Annotated in this window: 20 protein-coding genes, 1 tRNA gene and 1 pseudogene; 8 read left to right on the forward strand and 14 right to left on the reverse strand. The window is 59.2% G+C overall.

Features of this window, described 5'->3' with window-relative positions; all coding sequences use genetic code 11:
• Nucleotides 1–139: 139 nt before the first annotated feature.
• The gene (locus QE453_RS16735) at nt 140–1021 is read right to left on the reverse strand and encodes an alpha/beta hydrolase (protein ID WP_309777501.1); all 882 of its coding nucleotides are present in this window, start codon (nt 1019–1021) and stop codon (nt 140–142) included.
• A gap of 225 nt (nt 1022–1246) precedes the next feature.
• Here QE453_RS16735 and parE point away from each other — a divergent pair, with 225 nt between their 5' ends.
• Nucleotides 1247–3376: a DNA topoisomerase IV subunit B gene (parE, locus tag QE453_RS16740; RefSeq protein ID WP_077986281.1), complete on the forward strand. Its 2130-nt coding sequence runs from the start codon at nt 1247–1249 to the stop codon at nt 3374–3376.
• Nucleotides 3377–3452: 76 nt separating this feature from the next.
• Here parE and QE453_RS16745 read toward each other — a convergent pair whose 3' ends face one another.
• From QE453_RS16745 to QE453_RS16755, 3 genes are read right to left on the reverse strand one after another with little or no spacing between them, the layout of a single operon-like run.
• Nucleotides 3453–4061 (reverse strand): ATP-dependent Clp protease proteolytic subunit, encoded by a 609-nt coding sequence (locus tag QE453_RS16745; RefSeq protein WP_006697389.1) that lies wholly within the window; start codon nt 4059–4061, stop codon nt 3453–3455.
• 42 nt (nt 4062–4103) lie between these two features.
• Complete coding sequence (locus tag QE453_RS16750; protein ID WP_006697388.1) at nt 4104–4460, reverse strand: SRPBCC domain-containing protein; 357 nt, start codon at nt 4458–4460, stop codon at nt 4104–4106.
• Nucleotides 4457–4771 carry a metalloregulator ArsR/SmtB family transcription factor gene (locus QE453_RS16755; protein WP_309777503.1) on the reverse strand — a complete coding sequence of 105 codons (315 nt, stop codon included), beginning with the start codon at nt 4769–4771 and terminating at the stop codon, nt 4457–4459. The genes QE453_RS16750 and QE453_RS16755 overlap by 4 nt, the downstream gene beginning before the upstream one ends.
• Before the next feature lie 153 nt (nt 4772–4924).
• Between QE453_RS16755 and QE453_RS16760 the strand changes: the two genes are divergently transcribed.
• Nucleotides 4925–6481: a phospholipase D family protein gene (locus QE453_RS16760; RefSeq protein ID WP_309777505.1), complete on the forward strand. Its 1557-nt coding sequence runs from the start codon at nt 4925–4927 to the stop codon at nt 6479–6481.
• Nucleotides 6482–6496: 15 nt separating this feature from the next.
• Here the strand turns inward: QE453_RS16760 and QE453_RS16765 are convergent.
• The 3 genes and pseudogenes from QE453_RS16765 to QE453_RS16775 all read right to left on the reverse strand — a co-directional run bounded on the left by QE453_RS16765 (nt 6497) and on the right by QE453_RS16775 (nt 12973).
• Nucleotides 6497–7331 (reverse strand): annotated as a pseudogene (locus tag QE453_RS16765) (response regulator).
• A 160-nt stretch (nt 7332–7491) separates the two neighbouring features.
• Nucleotides 7492–10005, reverse strand: coding sequence for an FAD-dependent oxidoreductase (locus QE453_RS16770; protein WP_060942363.1), 2514 nt, complete (start codon nt 10003–10005; stop codon nt 7492–7494).
• A gap of 349 nt (nt 10006–10354) precedes the next feature.
• Nucleotides 10355–12973: a mechanosensitive ion channel family protein gene (locus QE453_RS16775; protein WP_244404934.1), complete on the reverse strand. Its 2619-nt coding sequence runs from the start codon at nt 12971–12973 to the stop codon at nt 10355–10357.
• Nucleotides 12974–13110: 137 nt separating this feature from the next.
• Here QE453_RS16775 and QE453_RS16780 point away from each other — a divergent pair, with 137 nt between their 5' ends.
• Nucleotides 13111–13365, forward strand: coding sequence for a GlsB/YeaQ/YmgE family stress response membrane protein (locus QE453_RS16780; RefSeq protein ID WP_004442014.1), 255 nt, complete (start codon nt 13111–13113; stop codon nt 13363–13365).
• Between the two features lie 155 nt (nt 13366–13520).
• Nucleotides 13521–13596: transfer RNA gene (locus QE453_RS16785), tRNA-Lys, on the forward strand.
• A 162-nt stretch (nt 13597–13758) separates the two neighbouring features.
• On the opposite strand, the gene QE453_RS16790 is transcribed toward QE453_RS16785, so the two are convergent.
• A complete protein-coding gene (locus QE453_RS16790; protein WP_234823782.1) occupies nt 13759–14202 on the reverse strand; it encodes an energy transducer TonB in 444 nt (147 codons plus the stop codon).
• Nucleotides 14203–14604: 402 nt separating this feature from the next.
• On the opposite strand from QE453_RS16790, the gene QE453_RS16795 reads away from it, so the two are divergent.
• The 3 genes from QE453_RS16795 to QE453_RS16805 all read left to right on the forward strand — a co-directional run bounded on the left by QE453_RS16795 (nt 14605) and on the right by QE453_RS16805 (nt 15735).
• On the forward strand, nt 14605–14856 hold the full coding sequence (locus tag QE453_RS16795) for a hypothetical protein (RefSeq protein ID WP_004442017.1): 252 nt from the start codon (nt 14605–14607) through the stop codon (nt 14854–14856).
• 202 nt (nt 14857–15058) lie between these two features.
• Complete coding sequence (locus QE453_RS16800) at nt 15059–15283, forward strand: hypothetical protein (RefSeq protein WP_004442019.1); 225 nt, start codon at nt 15059–15061, stop codon at nt 15281–15283.
• Between the two features lie 263 nt (nt 15284–15546).
• A complete protein-coding gene (locus QE453_RS16805) occupies nt 15547–15735 on the forward strand; it encodes a hypothetical protein (protein WP_004442020.1) in 189 nt (62 codons plus the stop codon).
• A gap of 128 nt (nt 15736–15863) precedes the next feature.
• On the opposite strand, the gene QE453_RS16810 is transcribed toward QE453_RS16805, so the two are convergent.
• Both QE453_RS16810 and QE453_RS16815 read right to left on the reverse strand, forming a co-directional pair.
• Complete coding sequence (locus tag QE453_RS16810; RefSeq protein ID WP_244404933.1) at nt 15864–16115, reverse strand: hypothetical protein; 252 nt, start codon at nt 16113–16115, stop codon at nt 15864–15866.
• A gap of 148 nt (nt 16116–16263) precedes the next feature.
• Nucleotides 16264–16422 (reverse strand): hypothetical protein, encoded by a 159-nt coding sequence (locus QE453_RS16815; protein WP_167378188.1) that lies wholly within the window; start codon nt 16420–16422, stop codon nt 16264–16266.
• 259 nt (nt 16423–16681) lie between these two features.
• On the opposite strand from QE453_RS16815, the gene QE453_RS16820 reads away from it, so the two are divergent.
• The gene (locus QE453_RS16820) at nt 16682–17119 is read left to right on the forward strand and encodes a PACE efflux transporter (RefSeq protein WP_004442023.1); all 438 of its coding nucleotides are present in this window, start codon (nt 16682–16684) and stop codon (nt 17117–17119) included.
• Between the two features lie 30 nt (nt 17120–17149).
• Here the strand turns inward: QE453_RS16820 and QE453_RS16825 are convergent, their stop codons facing one another.
• The 4 genes from QE453_RS16825 to QE453_RS16840 all read right to left on the reverse strand — a co-directional run bounded on the left by QE453_RS16825 (nt 17150) and on the right by QE453_RS16840 (nt 21042).
• Nucleotides 17150–18118: a serine aminopeptidase domain-containing protein gene (locus QE453_RS16825; protein ID WP_309777508.1), complete on the reverse strand. Its 969-nt coding sequence runs from the start codon at nt 18116–18118 to the stop codon at nt 17150–17152.
• Nucleotides 18119–18205: 87 nt separating this feature from the next.
• A complete protein-coding gene (locus QE453_RS16830; RefSeq protein ID WP_034498940.1) occupies nt 18206–18808 on the reverse strand; it encodes an ABC-type transport auxiliary lipoprotein family protein in 603 nt (200 codons plus the stop codon).
• A 15-nt stretch (nt 18809–18823) separates the two neighbouring features.
• Complete coding sequence (locus QE453_RS16835; protein ID WP_004442026.1) at nt 18824–20194, reverse strand: MlaD family protein; 1371 nt, start codon at nt 20192–20194, stop codon at nt 18824–18826.
• Nucleotides 20195–20202: 8 nt separating this feature from the next.
• Nucleotides 20203–21042 carry an ABC transporter ATP-binding protein gene (locus QE453_RS16840; RefSeq protein ID WP_006697380.1) on the reverse strand — a complete coding sequence of 280 codons (840 nt, stop codon included), beginning with the start codon at nt 21040–21042 and terminating at the stop codon, nt 20203–20205.
• Nucleotides 21043–21049 lie beyond the last annotated feature (7 nt).

Consider the following 21049-nt stretch of genomic DNA (forward strand, 5'->3'; position numbering starts at 1 on the left):
CACGACAGAAGCTCTGCCGCAATTTCCCGGATATTCCTTTAACCGCAGCGGGCAGCAATTGGTACAAAAAAGCGGCCCAAGGGTTAAAACCAGCGGCAAATCTGGCAAAATTTGTCTTGACCGAGCCCGCCGCGATCCCTTATCGGCTAAAAATCCAGTTCAGAACCGCCCGCCAGTCGGTCATTCGCACCGGCGTGCCGTGGCTGCCAGTCTCGTAACGCGTGAACCGCGCGGGCTCCCCAGCCTTCAACAACGTGCGGAAAATCGTCCCCTGCTGATCGGCCGAATAAACCTTGTCGGCGCTGCCATGGGTAAACCAGACCGGCTTCTTCGCCTTCGCGAAAGCGCTTTTGGGAAAGTCAGGATCGACCGCGCCACCCAGGATCGCCATTCCCTTGAGATTGGCAACGGCTGCCTTGTCGCGGCTAATGCCATAGCAGATGAAACTGCCCATTGAGGCGCAGGTCAATATGACAGGCTTGCCGCCGGATTTTTTGGCCGCATCCGCAATCAGCGCCGTAATGTCGGCAACGCCGTTCTCATCGAAGGAACGAACACTCGGCACGTAATAGGTGCCGCCATTGGCGACGGCCAGATTCTTCAGCCGGTTGAAATTACCGCCGAACGTATAGTCGTTCATGCCAAGCCGCCGGTCACCGCCGCGCCCGTGGATGAAGATGACGGTGAACGCCTGCCCGCTGGCCGGGCCGACGCGGCCGACCTCAAGCGCCCTGCCCGCGAACGTAACGGTTTCCAGTGCCTGCACCTTCTTCGGCGCCATATCCACATATTGCCGCTTCACCCGCCGCTCCGGCACCTCGTCGCGGCCGTTGATGTCGCGCATCTCCTTGTAGTCGATGACTTCGGATGCGCCGCCATCGCCCGTGGAAAGCACCGTCTGCGCGGAAAACAACTCGTCCTTGAAAGGCCGCAGCGGCCCGTCAGCCGCAAAGGCCGTAACCGGCATTGCCGCCACAGTCAGGCTGAAAAGAGTACAAAACGTGAAATGAGCTGTGGACATGCCTTGGCTAACCGTTCATTCGTGGCTGCGAGACTTGCCATCGCAAGGCCGGCAGCGCAATCCTCCTGTTGCGAAACCCTGACACAATCGTGACATAGGATGCGCCGCGCTTGCCTAGGCGGACCCCGGTTCAATCGGACGGGAACCACGTTTGGCGGTATATTGACGCTGATGGCAAAATGATTCGCATGGCGAAATTCTGACACACGCTTTTGAACTTTGGACATGATGGACGACAGCAACGATCTCTTCTCCGGTCTTCCGGCGGCACGAAACAGCGACACGGACACGAACGAGGACGCGGCGAAGCCCGTGAAGGCCCCGGCGACCGCTGCTGCCAATGTGAACGTGCAGCAGAAACCCGCAGCCGTTGCAGCCGCGGCCCCCGTCGCGTCGTCTGCCCCTCCGCCGCCCGCGTCTCCAGCCGGTGACGACTACGGCGCATCATCGATCCGCGTGCTTGAGGGCCTCGAGCCGGTGCGCATGCGTCCCGGCATGTATATCGGCGGCACGGACGAGAAGGCGCTGCACCACCTCTTCGCCGAAGTCATCGACAACTCCATGGACGAGGCCGTCGCCGGTCACGCCAATTTCATCGAGGTTCATCTCGATGCCGAAGGCTTCCTGACGGTCACCGATAACGGCCGCGGCATTCCCGTGGAGAACCACCCGCAGGTTCCGGGCAAATCGACGCTCGAAGTCATCATGACCAAGCTGCATGCCGGCGGCAAGTTCGACGGTAAGGCCTACGAGACCTCTGGCGGCCTGCACGGCGTCGGCGTCTCCGTGGTGAATGCGCTCTCCGATCTTCTCGAAGTGGAAGTGGCGCGAAACCGCAAGCTTTACCGCCAGCGTTTTTCGCGCGGCCTGCCGATCGGTCCGCTGGAAGAGCTTGGCGACGTGCATAATCGCCGCGGCACCCGCGTGCGTTTCCATCCCGATCCGCAAATCTTCGGCGATCACGCGAAATTCGAACCGGCCCGCATCTTCCGCATGGCCCGCTCCAAAGCCTATCTCTTCGGCGGCGTCGAAATCCGCTGGAGCTGCGATCCCGGCATGGTGCCGGCCGATGGAGAAATCCCCGAAAAGGCCGTGTTCCATTTCCCGGGCGGCCTGAAGGATTATCTCGCCGCCACGCTCGGCAAGGAATTTACCGTCACCCGCGAGATTTTTTCTGGCCGCACCGAAAAGACCGGCGGCCACGGCGCGCTGGAATGGGCAGTCACCTGGTATGGCGGCGACACGCAGATCCATTCCTATTGCAACACCATCCCAACCCCCGAAGGCGGCACGCACGAAGCGGGCCTGCGCATCGCGCTCACCAAGGGTCTGAAGAACTATGCCGACCTGACGCAGAACAAGCGCGCCAAGGACATCACCACCGATGACGTGATGATTTCGGCGGCCGGCATGCTCTCCGTCTTCATCCGCGAGCCGGAATTCGTCGGCCAGACCAAGGACAAGCTCGCCACCGTCGAAGCCCAGCGCATCGTCGAAAACGCGCTGCGCGATCCATTTGACCATTATCTGACCGGCAACCCGGCCGAGGCGGCAAAGCTGCTCGACTGGGTCATCGAGCGCTCGGAAGAGCGTATGCGCCGCCGCAAGGAAAAGGAAGTCAACCGCAAGACCGCCGTGCGCAAGCTGCGCCTGCCCGGCAAACTGGCGGATTGCTCCCAGAACACGGCCGAAGGCGCCGAACTTTTCATTGTCGAGGGTGACTCGGCTGGCGGTTCGGCCAAACAGGCGCGCAACCGCGCCAATCAAGCCATTCTGCCGCTGCGTGGTAAAATCCTCAACGTCGGCAGTGCCAGCCGCGAAAAGCTTTCCGCCAACCAGCAGATCGCCGATCTCATCCAGGCGCTCGGCTGCGGCACCCGCACCAAGTACCGCGAAGAAGACCTGCGTTATGAGCGCATCATCATCATGACCGATGCCGACGTCGACGGCGCCCATATCGCCTCGTTGCTCATCACCTTCTTCTATCAGGAAATGCCGGAACTCATTCGCGGCAACCACCTCTATCTGGCAGTGCCGCCGCTCTACGTCATCCGTCAGGGCGCGAAATCCGCCTATGCCCGCGACGACGCCCACCGCGCCGAGCTGATGGAAACCGTCTTCAAGGGCAAAAAGGTCGAAGTGGGCCGCTTTAAAGGCCTCGGTGAAATGATGGCCGCCCAGCTCAAGGAAACCACCATGGACCCCGAAAAGCGCACCCTGCTGCGCGTCGAGATCGATGACGTGGACTTCGAGGGCACGCGCGAGGCTGTCGACAATCTGATGGGCACCAAGGCCGATGCCCGTTTCCGCTTCATTCAGGAGCGGGCGGCTTTTGCAGATAATCTGGATATTTGATCATCCGGATAGACCTTTGAAAGGTAGCGCATTGGCGCTGCCTTTTGTGTTGATATCTTGCGGATAGTACCCGGCACTACGCCGCGATATCCTCACGAACGCCCAGAACGCGGTCGATCAGACCCCATTCCAACGCTTGCTCCGCCGTCATGAAAAAATCCCTATCCATGGCCGCTTCGAATTTCTCATAACTCTGTTTGCAATGTTCGGCGTAAAGCCGCGTCATGCGGTGCTTGGTCTGCTGCATCTCCTCGGCGTGGATCAGCATGTCCGATGCCTGTCCCTGGAAACCGCCCATCGGTTGATGAATGTGGATGCTGGCATTGGGAAGTGCTGTGCGCTCGCCCGGTTCGCCTGCCATTAGCAGGAACGATCCCATGGAACGGGCCGTGCCCATACAGAGTGTGTGAACCGGGGCGCGGATGTAATGCATCGTATCATACATCGCCAGGCCGCTCGTCACGACGCCACCCGGAGAATTGATATAAAGATGGATCGGCTTCTTCGGGTTTTCCGCTTCGAGAAACAGCAATTGCGCGCAGACGAGCGCTGAAACTGCATCGTTGACCTCGCCATTGAGAAAGATGATCCTTTCCCGCAGCAGGCGCGAATAAATGTCGAAAGATCTTTCTCCCCTTGATGATTGTTCGACGACCATAGGGACGAGTTGCATCACTTCGCGCATCGGCGAACTCCTGTGTTTGAAAATGTCGGGAAACGAGTGGGATCAGGCGGCGAGCTTGATCGGCGGGCCGTTGTGGTTTGCGGCGGCCTTCATCGTCCGGCCGGTATTTGTGGGCAGTTCATGAATGATGCGAAGGCTCGTGCCGCCCTCGGCATTGGCCGCGATCCTGAAGGTTACGGTGCTTTCCAGAAATGGTGGAATGTCTTCACGCAGCCGGTAGCGCACTTCCTCGCCGGGTTTGATGTCGATCGCGTCAGGTTCCGCCAGAGCCTCGTTCGGCAGCCAGTTTTCACGGAACGCTGCAATGCTGATGGCGCGCCAGACCTTTTGCGGCGGCTCGTCCAGATCATATTCAAGTTCAATGCCGTTTTTCGGCGCTTCCGCTGCATCCCTGTTCATTGGTCCATATCCTTCAGCAGGAGTTTGAGAGCCTCAATGCGCTGTGGCCAGTAGGCGCGATATTTGCCGAGCCACGCAGCAATGCATGTCAGCCCCTCCGGATCGACCTCGTAATTGACGAAACGGCCCTGCCGTCTTTCAACCACTAGCCCGGCGCCGCGAAGAACCGAAAGATGCTGCGACATGGCCGGCTGACTGATCTCGATCCCTTCGCGCAGGGCAGAGGCATTCATGGCACCATCCGCCAGCTTTTCGAAAATGGCACGGCGCGTGGGATCGGCCAGTGCCCGGAATATATCGTTCTCTGTCATAAATACACATAAGCACGCACTTATGTGTTTGGCAAGCCCGTTGTCGCGCCTGTACCGGTTTTTCGTACTGCCGCCGAACCGAAATGAACGCTTTATTCCCTCGCGCGTTTCCATCCCGCCTGATACTCTCCAGGCCGGGAGCGATCAAAACAAGTGACTGCATTTACGGTCTTCATCATCATTCTTCTGCTGCTCGTCGGGCCGAGCCTGTTTGTCGTCATCGGTAAACAGCGGGAAAAATCCATTCCCAAACGCCGCTCCGCCGCCCTGCCCGTCACTGAGGACGAAACTGTGCTGGATCGGCACTGGCAGACCATAAAGAACGGCTGGAGCGAAAAGAATGCGCTGTGCCTGCTACATTCCAATCTCGATGCATTTGCGGTACGCGTCGCAGCGGCGCGCGCGGCCGGGCGTAGCCTCGATCTCATGTATTACATGTGGAATGCGGACCTGACGGGACGGCTGATGATGCGCGAGGTCATCGCGGCGGCCGATCGCGGCGTGCGGGTACGGCTGCTGCTCGATGATCTCGGCGTCTCCATGTCAGACCGAATTTTCCACGCCATCGACAGCCATCCCAACATCGAACTTCGCCTGTTCAACCCCACCCGGGCGCGGGAGAACATGCTCCATCGCGGCATGGAACTTCTGCTGCGCTTTCGCAGTGTCAATCGCCGCATGCATAACAAGGCCTGGATTGCCGATGGCCGCGCGGTGATCGTTGGCGGTCGAAACATCGGCGACGCCTATTTCGATGCGGCCGAACGGGCGAATTTCCATGATTTCGATATTCTCGGCTTCGGTGACGTCGTGGCCGACGCAACGGAAATCTTCGATGATTACTGGAACAGCGCCGTTTCCGTCCCCGTTCGCTCGCTTCTGGCGCGCAGGCCGAGCAAACTCGCGAGATTACGGCGCGAGCTGGACGCCCTGCCAAAAAGCGAAGCCGCAAAACCTTATCTGGAGCGCGTTGAAAGCCAGTATGACCGAGATCATTTCCTGATGTCGGACCGCATGCACTGGGTGGATTCCGTGGATGTGCTTGCCGATCCTCCGGAAAAAGCGGCAGGCAAACGGCGGAAGGGCCACAACTTCCTGATGGAAAGCCTGCTGCCCCTGCTGCAGGCGGCAAGCGACAGCCTGCACGTCACATCCCCTTACTTCATTCCCGGCAAACAGGGCGTTGAGATTTTCCTTGATATTGCCGAACGGGGCGTATCGCTGGCCATCCTCACCAATTCGCTGGCGGCAACGGATGTGGCCGCCGTTCACGCCGGATATGCCCGCTATCGCAAGCCGCTTCTCTCGGGCGGCGTACGCCTGCACGAGCTGCGTTCGCAGGTGGACCAGCCGAACTTCACCCTGCGCGGTTCCGGACAGGCGAGCCTGCACACCAAGGCATTCACGCGTGACGGCATGACAGGTTATATCGGCTCGCTGAATTTCGATCCGCGCTCGGCCTCCCTCAATACGGAGATGGGCGTGGTCTTCACATCGCCGCCGCTGGTCGCTTGCATGGACGAAATATTCGCCGAGGAAATCCGCCGCACGATGAGCTTTGAACTGGAGATCGACAGCAGCAACCGCATCGTCTGGACGACGGAGGAACAGGGCCGTACCAAGACCTACCGGCGCGAGCCAGACGCCGCTATCGGCCGCCGCCTCATCGCCGGCATCATGCGTTTCCTGCCGCTTGAATCTCAGCTTTGAAGACGAGCGTCCGGCTTACGCAGCCGGCCGCACCCCGGACTTCGCCAGCTGTATCTGCACCAGCGTATCGAGGTTCTGGTTGACGCGGCAATAGAACTCTTCATCAATGAAGGGCCGCAGCATGAAATCATTGCCGCCAGCCTTCAGGAAACGCGCCGACAGCAGCCGGTTGGTGGAGGAGGAAACACCGATGATGCGCAGTTCATGGGAGCCGCGCACGGTGCGGATGCGCCGCGTCAGCTCGAAACCGTCAATGTCGGGCATGTTATAGTCGGTGACGACGAGGCCGATATCGGGATTGGCCCTTAGAATATCGAGCGCCTTCGCACCGCTGTCTGCCAGGCTGACGCGGAAATTATAACGCTTGAGACGGCTCGAAAGCAGCGCCCGCGCCGTCGGGCTGTCGTCAACGATCAGCACATGATGGCGGTGGTTGGTGAGGAAGCGGCAGACGGATTCCGTCAGCATATCCACGGCGAAGATATTGTCTTTCAGAATATAATCCACCACGTCCTTGGCGATCAGCGTTTCACGCGTCGCCTCGTGAAAGGTGCTGGTGAAAACGATGGTCGGGATCGATAGATCGATCAGATATTCCAGCGCTTCGCCCTTTTCCGCGCCCGGCAGGTTGATGTTGGAAATGGCGAGCGTCACCGGCTCGGAAGAATGTTCGTAGCAGGCCTGCAATTCCTCGAAGGAGCGGCATACTTCCACGGTAACGCCCAGCATCTCGTTGAGCGCGCCTGCTCACCATCTGGGTAAACACGTTGCTGTCTTCCGCCAGTAAAATGCGGTTATTGGTAAAAGGCACGCCCGAATATTGCATGCCCGTGATGCCCAGGAAATTCATTCTGTCCCGACCCCCATCGAATGTCAGCGGAAGATAACAGGCTCATTTTGCGGAATGATTAATAGCATTTTTCCTGAAACGTCAGTTCAGCATATGCTTACCTAAACGGAAATACGGCCCGCGAGGGGCCGTATTCCGACTTTGGGAGGGGATTTTGGTCTTATGCGCGCAGAAGCGCGTTGTCGGTATCGAACGGGCTTTCTTCCACCACCTCGGCGTCATAGGAGGTGCCGAGAATACGGATCTTCAGCTTGGTGCCGACTGCGGCATATTCCGGCTTGAGCATGGCGAGCGCGATCGACTTGCCGAGACGCCAGCCGAAACCGCCGCTCGTCGCGCGCCCTGCAAGTGCGCCGTTTTCATCGAAGATCGCTTCCGAACCGCGCGCATCGACATCCGTATTGCCCGACACGGTGAGCGTCGAGAAGACCGACTTCAGGCCCGCCTCCTTGTAGGCCACCAGTGCGTCGCGGCCGATGAAGCTCTTCTCCGGACGAAGGAAACGGTCGAGACCCGATTCATAGGCATTGTATTCCACCGAAAGCTCGCGGCCCATATTGCGATAGGACTTTTCGAGCGACATGGAAACCATGGCGCGGATACCGAAAGGCTTGATGCCGAATTCGGCACCGGCTTCCATTAACCGGTCGAAGATGTAGTTCTGCATCTCGATCGGGTGATGCAACTCCCAGCCAAGTTCACCCACGAAGTTGACGCGCAGCGCATGCGCCGTCGCAACGCCGACGGAAATCTGCTTGCCGGTGAGCCAGGGGAAGTCCTTGTTCTCAAGGCTAGTGCGGGTCAGCTTCTTCAGGAGATCACGCGATTTCGGACCGGCCAGAACCAGCACGCCGTATTTCTGGGTGATAGGCTGCAGCACGACCGAGCCATCGGTCGGCGCCAGGCGGAACAGCACGTCATGGTCATGCGCTTCGAGACCACCGGCCGAAACCATGTAGAAGCGGCCCGGCGCCCATTCATAGACCGTGAACTCCGCCTTCACGCCGCCATTCGGCGTCAGAAGATGGGTGAGCGCGATGCGGCCTCGCTTCTTCGGCACCGCATTGGCGAGAATGCTGTCGAGCCAGGCACGCGCGCCGGGGCCGGAAACCTCCATCTTCGCGAAGGCAGACATATCGAGCACGCCGACATTCTGATGCACGTTCTTCACTTCGTTGCCGACGTGCTCGAAGTAGTTCGAGCGGCGGAACGACCACTTCTCAACGATACGGCCATCATCCAGAGCCGGTGCATGGTTATGACTGGTGATGACATCGGCGCCAACGCCGAGGTCTTCCTCACGCAGCGCGTAACCTTCGGGCGCATACCAGTTGGCGCGCTCCCAGCCATAGACGGAGCCGAACACGCCGCCGAGCTTCTTCAGACGGTCGTAAACCGGCGTCGTCTTCAGCGGGCGGGCGGCAGAGCGCTCTTCATCCGGGTAATGCATGGTGAAGACGTTGGCATAGGCTTCCTCGTTCTTGGCGATGAGGTAACCTTCCGTTGCGTAAGGGCCGAAGCGGCGCGGATCGACACCCATCAGGTCGAGCGTCGGCTCGCCATCGACGATCCATTCGGCCAGCTGCCAGCCAGCACCACCAGCGGCGGTGATGCCGAAGGAGTGGCCTTCGTTCAGCCAGAAATTCTTCAGGCCCGGCGCAGGACCGACAATCGGATTGCCATCAGGCGTATAGGCGATCGCGCCGTTATAGACCTTCTTGATGCCCACTTCGCCGAAGGCCGGAACGCGCACCATGGCTGTTTCGATATGCGGCATCAGTCGATCGAGTTCTTCCTGGAACAGCTCATATTCGCTGTCATCGGATGGACCGTCGACATAACAGACCGGCGCGCCAACTTCATAAGGACCGAGGATCAGCCCGCCCGCCTCTTCACGCATGTACCAGGCCGAGTCGGATTCGCGCAGCACGCCCATTTCCGGCAAGCCCTGGCGGCGGCGTTCCTGAATGGCCGGATGCGGCTCGGTGACGATATACTGATGCTCGACCGGAATGACCGGAATGTTGATGCCGACCATCTCGCCGGTCTTGCGGGCAAAGGAGCCCGTGCAGGAGATGATGTGTTCGGCGATGATCTCGCCCTTGTCTGTCGTCACCTTCCAGTGACCGTCTTCAAGCTGCTCGATGGCGGTGACGGTCGTGTTGCGATAGATGGTCGCGCCGCGGTCACGCGCGCCCTTGGCCAGCGCCTGCGTCAGATCGGCGGGCTGAATATAACCGTCATCAGGATGCTGGATGGCGCCGAGCAGGCCGTCCGTCTCGCAGAGCGGCCAGATCTCCTTCACCTGCTCCGGCGTCAGCATGTTGACGCGCACGCCGATGGTCTCGGCAATGCCGGCATAATACATATATTCGTCCCAGCGATCCTTGGTGCGGGCGAGACGGATGTTGGAGACCTTGGAGAAACCGACATTCATGCCGGTCTCTTCCTGCAGTTCCTCGTAGAACTTCACGGAATATTTGTGGATCTGGCCAACCGAGTAGCTCATGTTGAACAGCGGCAGAAGCCCGGCCGCGTGCCAGGTGGAACCGGAGGTCAGCTCCTTGCGCTCGATGAGCACGCTGTCGCTCCAGCCCTTCTTGGCCAGATGATAAAGCGTCGAGACGCCGACGACGCCGCCACCGATCACCACCGCCCGTGCATGTGTCTTCATTTACAGAACCCCTGAAAAGCGCCGGCCTTGCCTTATTCCGCCAGCTTTGGATGGGAGGAATATGAAGCGCTTGCGGGTTGTTCAGCCGCCTGATTGCGACATGGCCATAGGGTGCTGCGACAGGGAAGAAATTGCGGAGCGTGCCGGACGAACGTTGCACAGCTTTGCCGCTCTTTTCTTCTCCCGCCGGAGAGAAGCTGGCCCGAAGGATCGGATGAGGGGCAACGTTGCCGGACTCCGCAGAGCGCGCCCCCTCAACCCGCTGCCGCGACCTTTCTCGCTGGCGAGGAGAAGTGGAAAAGCGGCGAGCACCCTTGGCCGGAACTCAATGTCCGCGATCAACAGCGATCTACGCTTTCGTGCCGGGTTTCTCCTTCGGCTCTGTCGCCTTGTCGTTTTTCGGTGCCTCTTTCTCTGGCGCAGCTGCCCCCGTATGGGCCACCACCGCCTTGTCGCCCTCCTCCGAAAGCAGGGCTGCCAGCATCTGCGGATTGGCGTCGCCTTCCACGTGGATGTTGAGGTTGCGTTGCGGGAACGGGATGGCGATGCCCTCCTCGCGGAAGCGCTGGAGAATGGCGATCCTCAGGGAGTTCTTCACGGCAAGCCCATTCGAGAGGTCTGCGAGATGGAAGCGCAGTTCGAAATCCAGCGAAAAGTCGCCGAAACGGAGGAATTCCACATGCGGCTCGGGATTGCGCAATACCGGCGGCTGGGCGCGCACCAGCTCAAGCAGAATGTCCATGACCCTCTGCGGATCGGAATCATAGGCAACGGAGACCGGGATTTCAGCGCGCATGATGCGGTTGCGGTGCGTCCAGTTACCAACGGAGGAATTGATGAATTCGGAATTAGGCACGATGATCGATTGGCCGCGGAAGGTCTCGATTTCCGTGGCGCGCACCGAAAGCCGCTTGACCGTGCCCTCGGTCGTGCCGGTCACCACCCAGTCGCCAACCTTGAAGGGGCGCTCCACCAGCAGGATGAGGCCGGAGACGAAGTTCGACACGATATTCTGCAAGCCGAAACCGATACCGACCGAAAGGGCGGAAGCGACCAGCGCCAGACTGGAGAGGTTGAGGCCGGCGGAAGACACGCCGAAAATGGCCGCAACCGCAATGCCGAGATATCCGATGCCTGTCTTGACGGAGTTGCGTACGCCGGCATCCACCTGGCCGCGCGCCATGACGTTGCTGTCCAGCCACTTCTGGAACCAGCGGGTGATGATGTAACCGATGGCGAAGACGAGAATGCCGCCGAAAATGCCGATCAGCGAGATCGAGGCATTGCCGACGGTGATGCCCGTCAGCAGGCGATAGGCCCAGCTTTCTATATCGCCGGGCTGGAAGCCCCAGGAAAACAGGATGAGCGGCACACCGAAGGTCAAGGCCACGGCATAGATGCCAAGCCCCGCCACGAGCCCGGCCTGATCGAGCGGCACGGGTCCAAGGCCATAACGGCGGGCAAGGTAACGGCCGACGAGCGATTCGGCGAAGGCGCCCTGCCGGGAAATGGCCTTGCCTGAGAGAATGCCGATATACATGGTGGCCAGCACCGCGCCTGTCGCAACGATCTGCGTGGCGAGGAAGCGCGCAAGACCGACATAACCCGTCAGGCACGCGCCGATGAGAACGAGGCCGCCGATGCGCAGCAGAATGACGAGCCAGCGCGGCAGGCGCTGGTTGCCGGTCTCGTAATCCTGCCCCTCGCCGATCACCGGCCTCAGGAACGATACGGCGAGCAGAATGAGACCGATGATGATCGAGGCGACGAAACTCTTAGCGACGGTGACGATAAGCGGCGAATAAAGCGTCTCGCTGATGGTGCCGAACAGATAATCGAGACCATTCACCAGTGCCATCAAAAGCACGGCCGAGGACAGCTGATGTGCGCCGCGATTGGAAACCTTCAGCAGGCGCCATTCCGGCTGCGTCGGCGCAAAGATCGCATAGCTCAGCCGCGACACGAAATAAACGAAGCCCGTGACCGCCATGGCGCCGAACAGGATCGGCGCGATGTCGGACCGCAACACGTTGAAATTATCAAGGAAAAACGCCGACGTGAGCAGAAACAGGAACAGCGACAGCGACTGCACCATGGTGGACCAGAAGGCCACCGATAGCCGTCTCAAATAGGATGGTGCCCCCGTAAAGGCGCGCCGCTCCATACGACTGCCGAAAAGACGGTAGCCGCCAACCAGAAACAGCAATGCGGCCATGATCGACAGCGTCACCGCCCCGAACATCGGCAGCCGCTTGTAATTCCATACATAGGCTGCCCAGCTGCTGAACGCATTGTTGAGGTTGGTGAGTTCCGTCAGGAAGGCGGACGAGGCATCACCGAGCGTCTCGGCGGAGACTTCCGTTCGCTTGAACAGCGTTGCGGCAAACAGCGCCCGGCGGACGGCTGTTATATTGTTGGAAATTTGTGCGGCATTATTGGCCGTGGCCTCCACCTCGCCGGCCATGGCATTCACTTCGCCGCGTTCCGCCGTCAGCCGGTTACGCTCGTCCGTCACCATGTCGGCTTCCGGAGGCTGCCCTTCGCCGGGCGCGGCACCCAGTGCATCCAGCCGGGTCTTGATCTGGTCCAGCCGCGCGCGAAGCTTGGTGTTGGTTGCGGCAGCATCGGCGGCGATACCGTCCGCCCGCCCCTTGAGATCGACAAGCTGGGCGTCATCGCGTCCGCCTGCCTCCACCTGTCCCGAAATAAACGCCAGATCCGATTTCCATTTTTCCAGATCGGCTTTTGCCTGCTCGATGGTCGAGGGCTGGATGGCGCCCGGCGCCGTTGGCGTCGTCGCCTCCTGCGCCGAGACAGGCACAACGCTCAAGACGCTGAAAAGCGCAAAAATCGCGACCAGAAAGGCGGCAAGTCCGCCGCTCCGCCGGCCACGGCCCGCCCGCTTGTGAAGCACTCGCCTGCCGCTCATCCATCCGCCAAACATCAACCGCACATCCACGCCTTTCATCTCTTGCACCGCATCAGGCTATTTAGCGCCTGCAGCGCGGAAAACCACCCGCATGAAGCGAGGTTTTCAGGAGTTTACCTTGCTTTTCCCAGCGCGAATCATCACCTTTGATCGTGCAGCAAACATGGGAGGAAATCATGGAATCTGCTGGCATTGGCTGGATTGCAGCCATCATCATCGGTGGCGTCGCGGGGTGGCTCGCCGAACAATTCATGAAAAGCAATATGGGTGTTTTCATGAACATCCTTCTCGGAATCGTCGGCGCCATCATCGCCAACGCCATCCTTTCGGTCTTCGGAATCGTTTTGACCGGCTGGCTGGGATATTTGATCGCCGGCTTCATCGGCGCTTGCATCCTCATCTTTATCGGGCGGGCGTTCAGGCGCGGATGACGAAAAGAAAAAATCCGTAAAACCCCGGATTTCCAGGCTTTTCCAGCGCGGCCGAAATTTTTTCGTCACAAAAATCGAAGAAATTTCATTTACGCGCTGGACAAGCCCAAACTTCCCCTTTATACGCCCCCTCACACCGCCACACGGTGCCGGTCGGGTGATTAGCTCAGTTGGTAGAGCAGCTGACTCTTAATCAGCGGGTCGTAGGTTCGAGCCCTACATCACCCACCAAATTTCTCCATAATGACAAGACGTTGCGATGCCGGATTGAAGCATCGCGTGAGCTTCGGAAGCCTCGTTTTAGGTCGGGCATTCCGCGCGATCGCAGTAAATTTGCTGCCGGCAGTCACGACGCCAGCGCTCGACGCGGCGCGTGTTTTCGCCTGGCCTCCTCTAAAGTTCCAGCGTCGGCACGGGCTCTTTTACACCGACAAAACGCGGCGCCAGCGGCCGGCCGGCGATACGGCTTCCAAACTGCTCGGTAAAGGGAAGAGGTGCCGCCCGCCTTACCGCCTCGATGGCGGATTCGATGAAGGCCCTGCGTCTTGGACTATCCTCCTGCGGGCGCGCGGCAATCACCACCACCTTGTCCCTTATCCTTCCGTCCTTGTGCAAAATGAACTGCAGCGTCACCACCAGTCCCTCCGTGTCCTCCGGCGGCACCCAGCAGGCGAAGATGGCATCGAACATTTCGTTGAGATTGCCGACAGGCGTAGGGTCGTTGCAGGCGCGCGACTGAGCGGAAGCCTGCGTCAGGAAACCTGTCAGCACGATGGCGCAGGCCACAAGGCCCGAGAGCTTGCCGGTCGGGCAAGCCGGGAATGAAAGAATGAACAAATCTGCTATCCTTTGCTCGCGACACAGCCGCAGGATGGTGAGCCCGTGCCGCTTGTCAGTAAGTGATAGTTAAAATATCAATGAAATAAAAATCGGATATATTTCCTAACCTAGATACAAAATTATGAAGCAAAAATAGTCATGAACCTTCTAAAATCTATCACAATAATATTTATATTACGCAATATATTGCAAAATATACCGCTCTTAATCAATATATACATTAAAACCGCACCCCAGAAAGGAAATTTACATAATCCCCGGGCGGTTTTTCAGTCATGCTGCGTCGAGGCACCCAACGATCCCGGGATGCCTCTTCAAATTCTTGCGATGAAGCGGACGAAAGCGCGATTCTCGGCGTTGCGGTGACGTTACTTCCGCAAAGCTGTCTCAATCATCCCTATGATCGAGATTATGAGATTACTCATCACCATATTGCTGTTCGTCCTCGGCGCGGTCGGGAGCGGGGTATGTGCGTTTTTATTATCGGCAGCCCTTGCCGATTCCGGCCTCCTCGGCTCCTGTTTCGAGGGAAGCTGTGCTTTCGCGGCGCTTTTCATGGTGCTTCCGGTCACATGGTTCGTCCTTTTCGCGCTTTATGTCATGGCTCTGCTGATCTGGAGACGAAAACCCTTCCGCAACCGAAGCCTCTGAAAAAGCGCATCCCCGCCTCATCGCTACCGCGCATTCGTTGACAGCGACAGGTACTTGCCGTTAACTCCCGCCTGCTGGGGGATTCGCTGCCAGTGATATCGGGCCCTGCGGGGCATATCCGGTATCACCGGCCTCTGAATGTGCATGTTCCAATTTGCGTTTCGCGTTTGAAGGACATGACGGAAAACAGGGAGACCAAACGATGCGGGCCGCAATCAATTCCCCGTCGCTTTCGATCGACACCATGGACTATCAGGCCGAGTGCCAGTTCGCACTGGAACCCTCCATTCAGGGGCTCATTGAAAAAGCCGAACATGCCGGCTGGAACCGCCAGCAGGCCGCACTCGCCATCGTGGCGCTCGCCAGCGAACATCTCACCGATATGTTATCGACGCTCGCAGCGCCGGACCAACGCCCCCACTCCTGAATGCATCCTGCCGCCGGGGCGGATCAGCGCCCGGGTACTTCTGATATTCATCCCCACACACCGATCCCCAGGCTGGCGTAGGCTAAACGCCTCCACCGCAGGCGCATGATGCGCCTTGCGGAGCCGTGCCGGGCCCCACGCCCGCTGCCACGTGATACGCCCCTGTTTACCCAGCAATGTCGGAATGGCGCTGACAGCCTGCCTTAGTGTTGACACAAGCGGCCAATAATGAGAACATATAGTGAACATTATGGAGGTCAGCGATGAACACAGCAGACGCAACCATAGAAAATGCCCTCACCGTCGTGGCCCGTTCCCGTGACATGCGCGAGCGCGCGCTGGAACGCCGGCGCGAATTGCAGCGACGCACCGAGGTCATCATTACCCGGCCGCTTTACGTGCTGAAGAAGAGCGAAGGACCGCGGCAATTGTCGCTGAAGCTCGATAGCTGAGGCTGTCTGCTTTTCTGGTGCCGTTCAAACGCTGCAAAACGGCGGTGCGACGCAGCCAGACAATGAAAAATCCCGTGCGGATCACATCGCGCACGGGATTTTCAGAATGAAGAGATCATGGTTCTGTCTTATTGCATGCGTTGCATTGCGGCTTCGGGCTCGCCGGTCGTGGCAACCGCCGCGGCGGGAAGGCGATCGGTCTTTTTCAGGATGACGACGGGCTTGTCAGCCGGTTCCGTCGGCGGAACGATGCTTGCGGTTTTGAATTCGCGGTCGACGGCAGGGACGGAAGCGTTGATCTTTTCATGACCCGCGCATTCCGCAAGCGCTGTGCTGGCGGAAAAACCAAAGACAGCGGCGATAATGAGAACTGATTTCATGTCATTCTCCCTTCGCTTTTATGGCAATCTCCAGTCTAGGTGGAGACGAACCGGATTGAAAATCACACTTTAGAAACACCTTATAAACTTCACGTCGGCAGTCGTCGTTTTGATATGCGAATGGTGCGCCAGAACTGGCCATGCCTTATTATTTCTTCCGCAGATCCAGCGGATTTCTGCAAAGCGGTCTGCGAAATATCATCGCCACGTAACTTCCCTTGAGGGAAATCAGGCTTGGCGTGTAAGTCGAAACCTTAGCCTGGTTGGCGGCCTTGATCGTTCTTCCTTCGAGGGAATTCTGCTGCATTGCACGACTCCTTCCGTAAGCGATAACGAAAATGCACTGTTCTTGTTCCGATCACGGTTTCGTTGGCGCAGTCGAAAGAATGAACGTGTCGCCGCCTGTTTTTTCTTCCGCGGCGGCGAGACGAAGCAGGCGGAGCACTCCCCAAGTCCCCCATGCTTGAAAAATCCGCCCGAAAGCTATATATGACCAGGCGCGAGGACGACCTCGGCCACATCGGCGACAGCATGCGGGACGGCCCGGTCACAAACCGGAGAATAGAATGCGCTCCCTGCAAGATCGTATCCGCCACGCCCTCAGTTTCGAGATCATCGGGCTTCTGCTGGTCATTCCACTCGGCGCATTGCTGTTTGGCATGCCCATGGAGGATATCGGCGTCGTGGGCCTCGTCAGCGCCACGCTCGCGACCATCTGGAATTACGTCTATAATCTCGGTTTCGACCACGCCATGCAGCGCCTGAAGGGCACCACGCTCAAGACACCCGCCATTCGGGTCGGGCACGCGGTGCTGTTCGAACTCGGCCTGCTGATCGTCCTGATGCCCTTCATCGCCTGGTATCTGAATATCAGCCTTGCCCACGCGCTGGTGATGGATATCTCCTTCGCGCTTTTTTACGTGGTCTATGCTTTTGTCTTCAACTGGAGCTACGACCGCGTCTTCCCCCTGCCGGAATGGAAGTCGCAGCAGGACGCCGCCTGAGGGGCGGCGCTCTCCCCTGTCTACAAAACCTCAGCGCAGCGAGGCGTTGAAGAATTGGACGATCTCGGCGTTAAAGCTGCGGTGAAATTCCTGGCGGTCGAAGCCGGCAGCGTCGGTGCAGATTTCTGGTGCAGCTTTTTTCATCTCTACCGGGCATGGCGCGATAAAAGAGAAATGTCCCGCCCTCTTCACGACCCGAAAATCCGGTCGCGACGGCAAAGAATCGCGCAATCGTGTCATATCCTCAGGCACGATGCCGTCGCCGCCATGCTCCGAACTCCAGAGCTGGGTGGGGACACGAACCTCAGCCACATCTGACGGGGATGGAAAAGCGTTAAGCGGATCGGCGACAACGATAGCTTTTACCCGCGCGTCTCTTGCCTCCGGGACAGAGCCTGCGCTCTTCTCATGTATCTGCGCGCAGATTGGCGCGCGTGGGTCAGGGCATGGCAGCCCAGCCTTCGCAAAATCGGGAACGCCGCCGGCAAGCGTCAATGCAGTGTAGCCGCCGCGCGAAAATCCGAAAACGCCGATCCTTCCGCGATCGATGAAACGGCCCTCGTCCATGTTGCCGAGCATATGATCGAGCAAACGCGAGATATCCGCAGGCCTTTGTGTCAACGCCGTTAGGTCCCCGGCCCGCTTCATATTGAGGGCGCTATCGCCGGCATGATTTATCGCCGCTACGATGAAGCCCGCATCCGCCAGGGCTGTCGCGGTATCGCGATGACTGAAAGCGCTACCACCGAAACCGTGCGATATGACCACGAGTGGATAGGTCCCCTCGGGGATCGCGCAATCGCGCGCCGCAGACAAAAGAAAAGGTCCAACCCGGACGTCGGCAGGCACATCTGCACATGGCGACCATAACGCGACCTTGATCGGCAGCGCGTCGCCATCGGACGGCAGGTCAATGAGACGAAAGCCAGCGGCCGCGGAGAAGTGAACGGAAACGACTGAAAAAAGAAAAAGTGAAAATAAGAAGCCTGAAAAGCGCATCAAAATCCCAGCTCATGAGAGTGACCGGACGAATATAAATCCGGCGCACTCAGCATAGGAGAAAATCAACGGGCGGCAATGCCCGCGTCAGAGAGACTTCAGCGTCCAGGCCACAATCTCGCGCGTCGCGGCGGCAAAGGCCTGGTCGAGTGCTTTCACGAAATTGGCGTTGCCTGAGCCGCTGACGCGGGCGCTGGAACGGAACACCTCCTGCGCCTTCACCGTGCCGTTGCGGTCGTTGAGGAGCTTCACCGAGATTTCGATATTGGCGAGGTTCTTCGCCGTATCGATCTCGAAGGCACGGATATCGCTCACGACCTGATAATCGATCGCCAGCCCCTGCCCCGGCCTGCCGACGCCGCCGAGTTTGCCGGTATCCTCGAACGCTTCCACGAGCTTGGATTGCACCATACGCGGCAGGCGGTCGCTCCACTGCGAATTGCCGAGATATTGCACTTCCGAGCCCGAAAGCCGCACCACGATGTTTTCGCTGTCCAGCGCCTTCAGGGCGGTCGGATCGGCAATCAGCAGCTGACGGCTTTTCAGCGACGGCCCCTGCGTCACCGCCGCCGGCGAGACGGAGAGATCGAAGGTATCGTTCTTCGGCGCGCCCGCGCAGCCCGCCATCATTGCAGCAAGCAGCGGAGCCAGAACGAGGGCGCGGCGTTGGCCGTTCATCGATAGTCTCATTGGCCCATACCCCTCTTAGCGCCTTGTTCTGCCGTCATATTGTTTCACGGTTTCGCCGCCGAAAATCAACCGTTGCGGATCGCGGTCGATATTGGTGATGGCATTGTTGAGATTGTCCACCGTCTGTCGCGTGCTGCCGATCAATGCCTGGAAATCTTTCAGGCCCGAACTGGAGAAGCGGGTCAGATTGTCGGCGATCGGCCCGATGCGGGCATTGAGATTGTCGGCCACCGCCTTGAAGGAGGTGAGCGTCTCACGCGCCTTGGCAAACAGCGAATTGGCGTCGTCAGTGCCGAGCATGCCGTCCACCTTGGCGAGAATCCCATCAACGCGGCTGGAGGCCAGGTTCAGCTTGCGGCCCATCTCGGTGAAATCGGAAACCGCCTGATCGATATCGGCGCGCCGTGCGCCCACGTCATCGGCGATCCGCTTGAAGTTCGCGACAGCATCGCGCGCATCGGCGGTCGCAGAGGAAACGTCGTCAACCACAGTGCCCACCTTGGCGGGATCGACGGAGGCGAGAAGCTCATCCGCGCGCTTGACGACCGTCTGCACTTCCGTGCTTGCCGCCTCGAAATTGCGCGCCGTGCTCTGCACCGTTTCCATGATGCCCTGAATATCGCTCGAAGCCGACGCGACATCCTTCGTCACCTTGTCGACATTGGACAGGATGGAATCGATCTTGCCGGCATCCACTGCCTTCACCAGATCTTCGATGGCGCTCAGCGTGCCGTCGAGGCGCACCGAGACCGACTGTACGGTGGTGGAAAGCGAGCTGAGGCTGGCAATGAAATTCTTGATGCCATCGGAGTTTGCCGCCAGCGCATCGGAGAATTTTTCGGCATTGCGAACCGTCTGCGTCAGTGGGCCGCGCGCATCCTGCACGAAGCCCTGCAATTCGCCGATGGCGCCATCGGCGCGCTTCAGTATCTTGTCGGCGGTGGCAAGCAGGTTGGTGACGCTGGAAAGATCGGCCGTCAGCTCGGCCGGAACACCGCTTTCGACGGCTTTCTGCAGAATGCGCTCGCCATCCTTGTTGCCGCCGGAAAGCTCGATATACGCCGCTCCGGTCAGGCCCTGAATTTCAAGCACGGCGCGTGTGGAAGGGAAAACCGGCGCATCCGCCTGTACCTCTGTAAAGGCGATGGAATAGGCCGGGTCGTCGCGGTCGATTGCAAGCCCGCGCACCGTGCCGACGGGAATACCGTTGAAGCGCACCGGAGAGCCTACCGAAAGGCCATTGGCGGAGCCCGGAATACGCACCACAAGCTGTGCTGTCGGGCCACCGCGGCCGAATTCCGCCATCCAGTAAACGAAGCCGAATGCAGCGGCGATCACGATCAGCGTGAAAATTCCGACTATGGTGTAGTTCGCCTTGGTTTCCATGCTTCTCGTTACTCCACCGGATGTTCCTGCCTGTCGTCCGGAAGAACGACAGAGCGCGCCCGTTTACCGCGGAAATAGGACTGCACCCACGGGTCGTCGCAGGCAAACATGTCCTGCAGCGTCCCTTCCACCAGCACCTTCTTCTGGCCGAGAACCGCAATGCGGTCACAGACGGAGAACAGGCTGTCGAGATCGTGCGTCACCATATAAACGGTCAGGCCGAGCGAATCGCGCAGCCGCGCGATCAGCATATCAAATTCCGCCGCCCCGATGGGATCGAGGCCGGATGTTGGCTCATCGAGGAAGACGAGGTCGGGATCGAGCGACAGCGCCCGGGCAAGGGCAGCACGCTTGATCATGCCGCCTGACAGTTCGGACGGGTATTTGTCGCCCGCATCGGGCTTCAGCCCCACCATCTCGATCTTGAGATAGGCAAGCTCGTCCATCAGTTTCTTCGGCAGATCGAGATATTCGCGCATCGGCAGCTGGATGTTTTCCTTCACCGTCAGACCGGAAAACAGCGCGCCCTGCTGGAACAGCACCCCAAGCCGCTGGTCGAGCCTCATGCGCTCGTCCTCGCCCGCCTTGTCATAATCAGAGCCGAGAATGCTGATCGTGCCCGCCTGCCGTGGCAAAAGCCGCAGGACCGTGCGCATCAACACGGATTTTCCGGCCCCGGAGGGACCGATGAAACCCAGGATTTCGCCGCGATAGACATCGAGATTGAGATCTTCCAGCACGTTCCGGCCGTTAAAGCCGACTGTCACGCCCTCGACGGAAAGCACCACCTCGCGGCCGTCTTTTCCGGTCTTTGCCTGCTGCTGCGGTTTCTGGTCCAGTGTTTCCAACGCGCCC

It is taken from the genome of Agrobacterium sp. SORGH_AS_0440, from assembly GCF_031453135.1.
In the GTDB taxonomy this organism is placed as follows: Bacteria; Pseudomonadota; Alphaproteobacteria; order Rhizobiales; family Rhizobiaceae; genus Agrobacterium; species Agrobacterium pusense.

Excerpts from the sequence above, each read along its gene's own strand:
- QE453_RS16735 (WP_309777501.1), bottom strand. The coding sequence starts at position 1,021 with ATGTCCACAGCTCATTTCACGTTTTGTACTCTTTTCAGCCTGACTGTG.
- parE (WP_077986281.1), top strand. The coding sequence starts at position 1,247 with ATGATGGACGACAGCAACGATCTCTTCTCCGGTCTTCCGGCGGCACGA.
- QE453_RS16745 (WP_006697389.1), bottom strand. The coding sequence starts at position 4,061 with ATGCGCGAAGTGATGCAACTCGTCCCTATGGTCGTCGAACAATCATCA.
- QE453_RS16750 (WP_006697388.1), bottom strand. The coding sequence starts at position 4,460 with ATGAACAGGGATGCAGCGGAAGCGCCGAAAAACGGCATTGAACTTGAA.
- QE453_RS16755 (WP_309777503.1), bottom strand. The coding sequence starts at position 4,771 with ATGACAGAGAACGATATATTCCGGGCACTGGCCGATCCCACGCGCCGT.
- QE453_RS16770 (WP_060942363.1), bottom strand. The coding sequence starts at position 10,005 with ATGAAGACACATGCACGGGCGGTGGTGATCGGTGGCGGCGTCGTCGGC.
- QE453_RS16775 (WP_244404934.1), bottom strand. The coding sequence starts at position 12,973 with ATGAAAGGCGTGGATGTGCGGTTGATGTTTGGCGGATGGATGAGCGGC.
- QE453_RS16780 (WP_004442014.1), top strand. The coding sequence starts at position 13,111 with ATGGAATCTGCTGGCATTGGCTGGATTGCAGCCATCATCATCGGTGGC.
- QE453_RS16795 (WP_004442017.1), top strand. The coding sequence starts at position 14,605 with ATGATCGAGATTATGAGATTACTCATCACCATATTGCTGTTCGTCCTC.
- QE453_RS16800 (WP_004442019.1), top strand. The coding sequence starts at position 15,059 with ATGCGGGCCGCAATCAATTCCCCGTCGCTTTCGATCGACACCATGGAC.
- QE453_RS16805 (WP_004442020.1), top strand. The coding sequence starts at position 15,547 with ATGAACACAGCAGACGCAACCATAGAAAATGCCCTCACCGTCGTGGCC.
- QE453_RS16810 (WP_244404933.1), bottom strand. The coding sequence starts at position 16,115 with ATGAAATCAGTTCTCATTATCGCCGCTGTCTTTGGTTTTTCCGCCAGC.
- QE453_RS16815 (WP_167378188.1), bottom strand. The coding sequence starts at position 16,422 with ATGCAGCAGAATTCCCTCGAAGGAAGAACGATCAAGGCCGCCAACCAG.
- QE453_RS16820 (WP_004442023.1), top strand. The coding sequence starts at position 16,682 with ATGCGCTCCCTGCAAGATCGTATCCGCCACGCCCTCAGTTTCGAGATC.
- QE453_RS16825 (WP_309777508.1), bottom strand. The coding sequence starts at position 18,118 with ATGCGCTTTTCAGGCTTCTTATTTTCACTTTTTCTTTTTTCAGTCGTT.
- QE453_RS16830 (WP_034498940.1), bottom strand. The coding sequence starts at position 18,808 with ATGAGACTATCGATGAACGGCCAACGCCGCGCCCTCGTTCTGGCTCCG.
- QE453_RS16835 (WP_004442026.1), bottom strand. The coding sequence starts at position 20,194 with ATGGAAACCAAGGCGAACTACACCATAGTCGGAATTTTCACGCTGATC.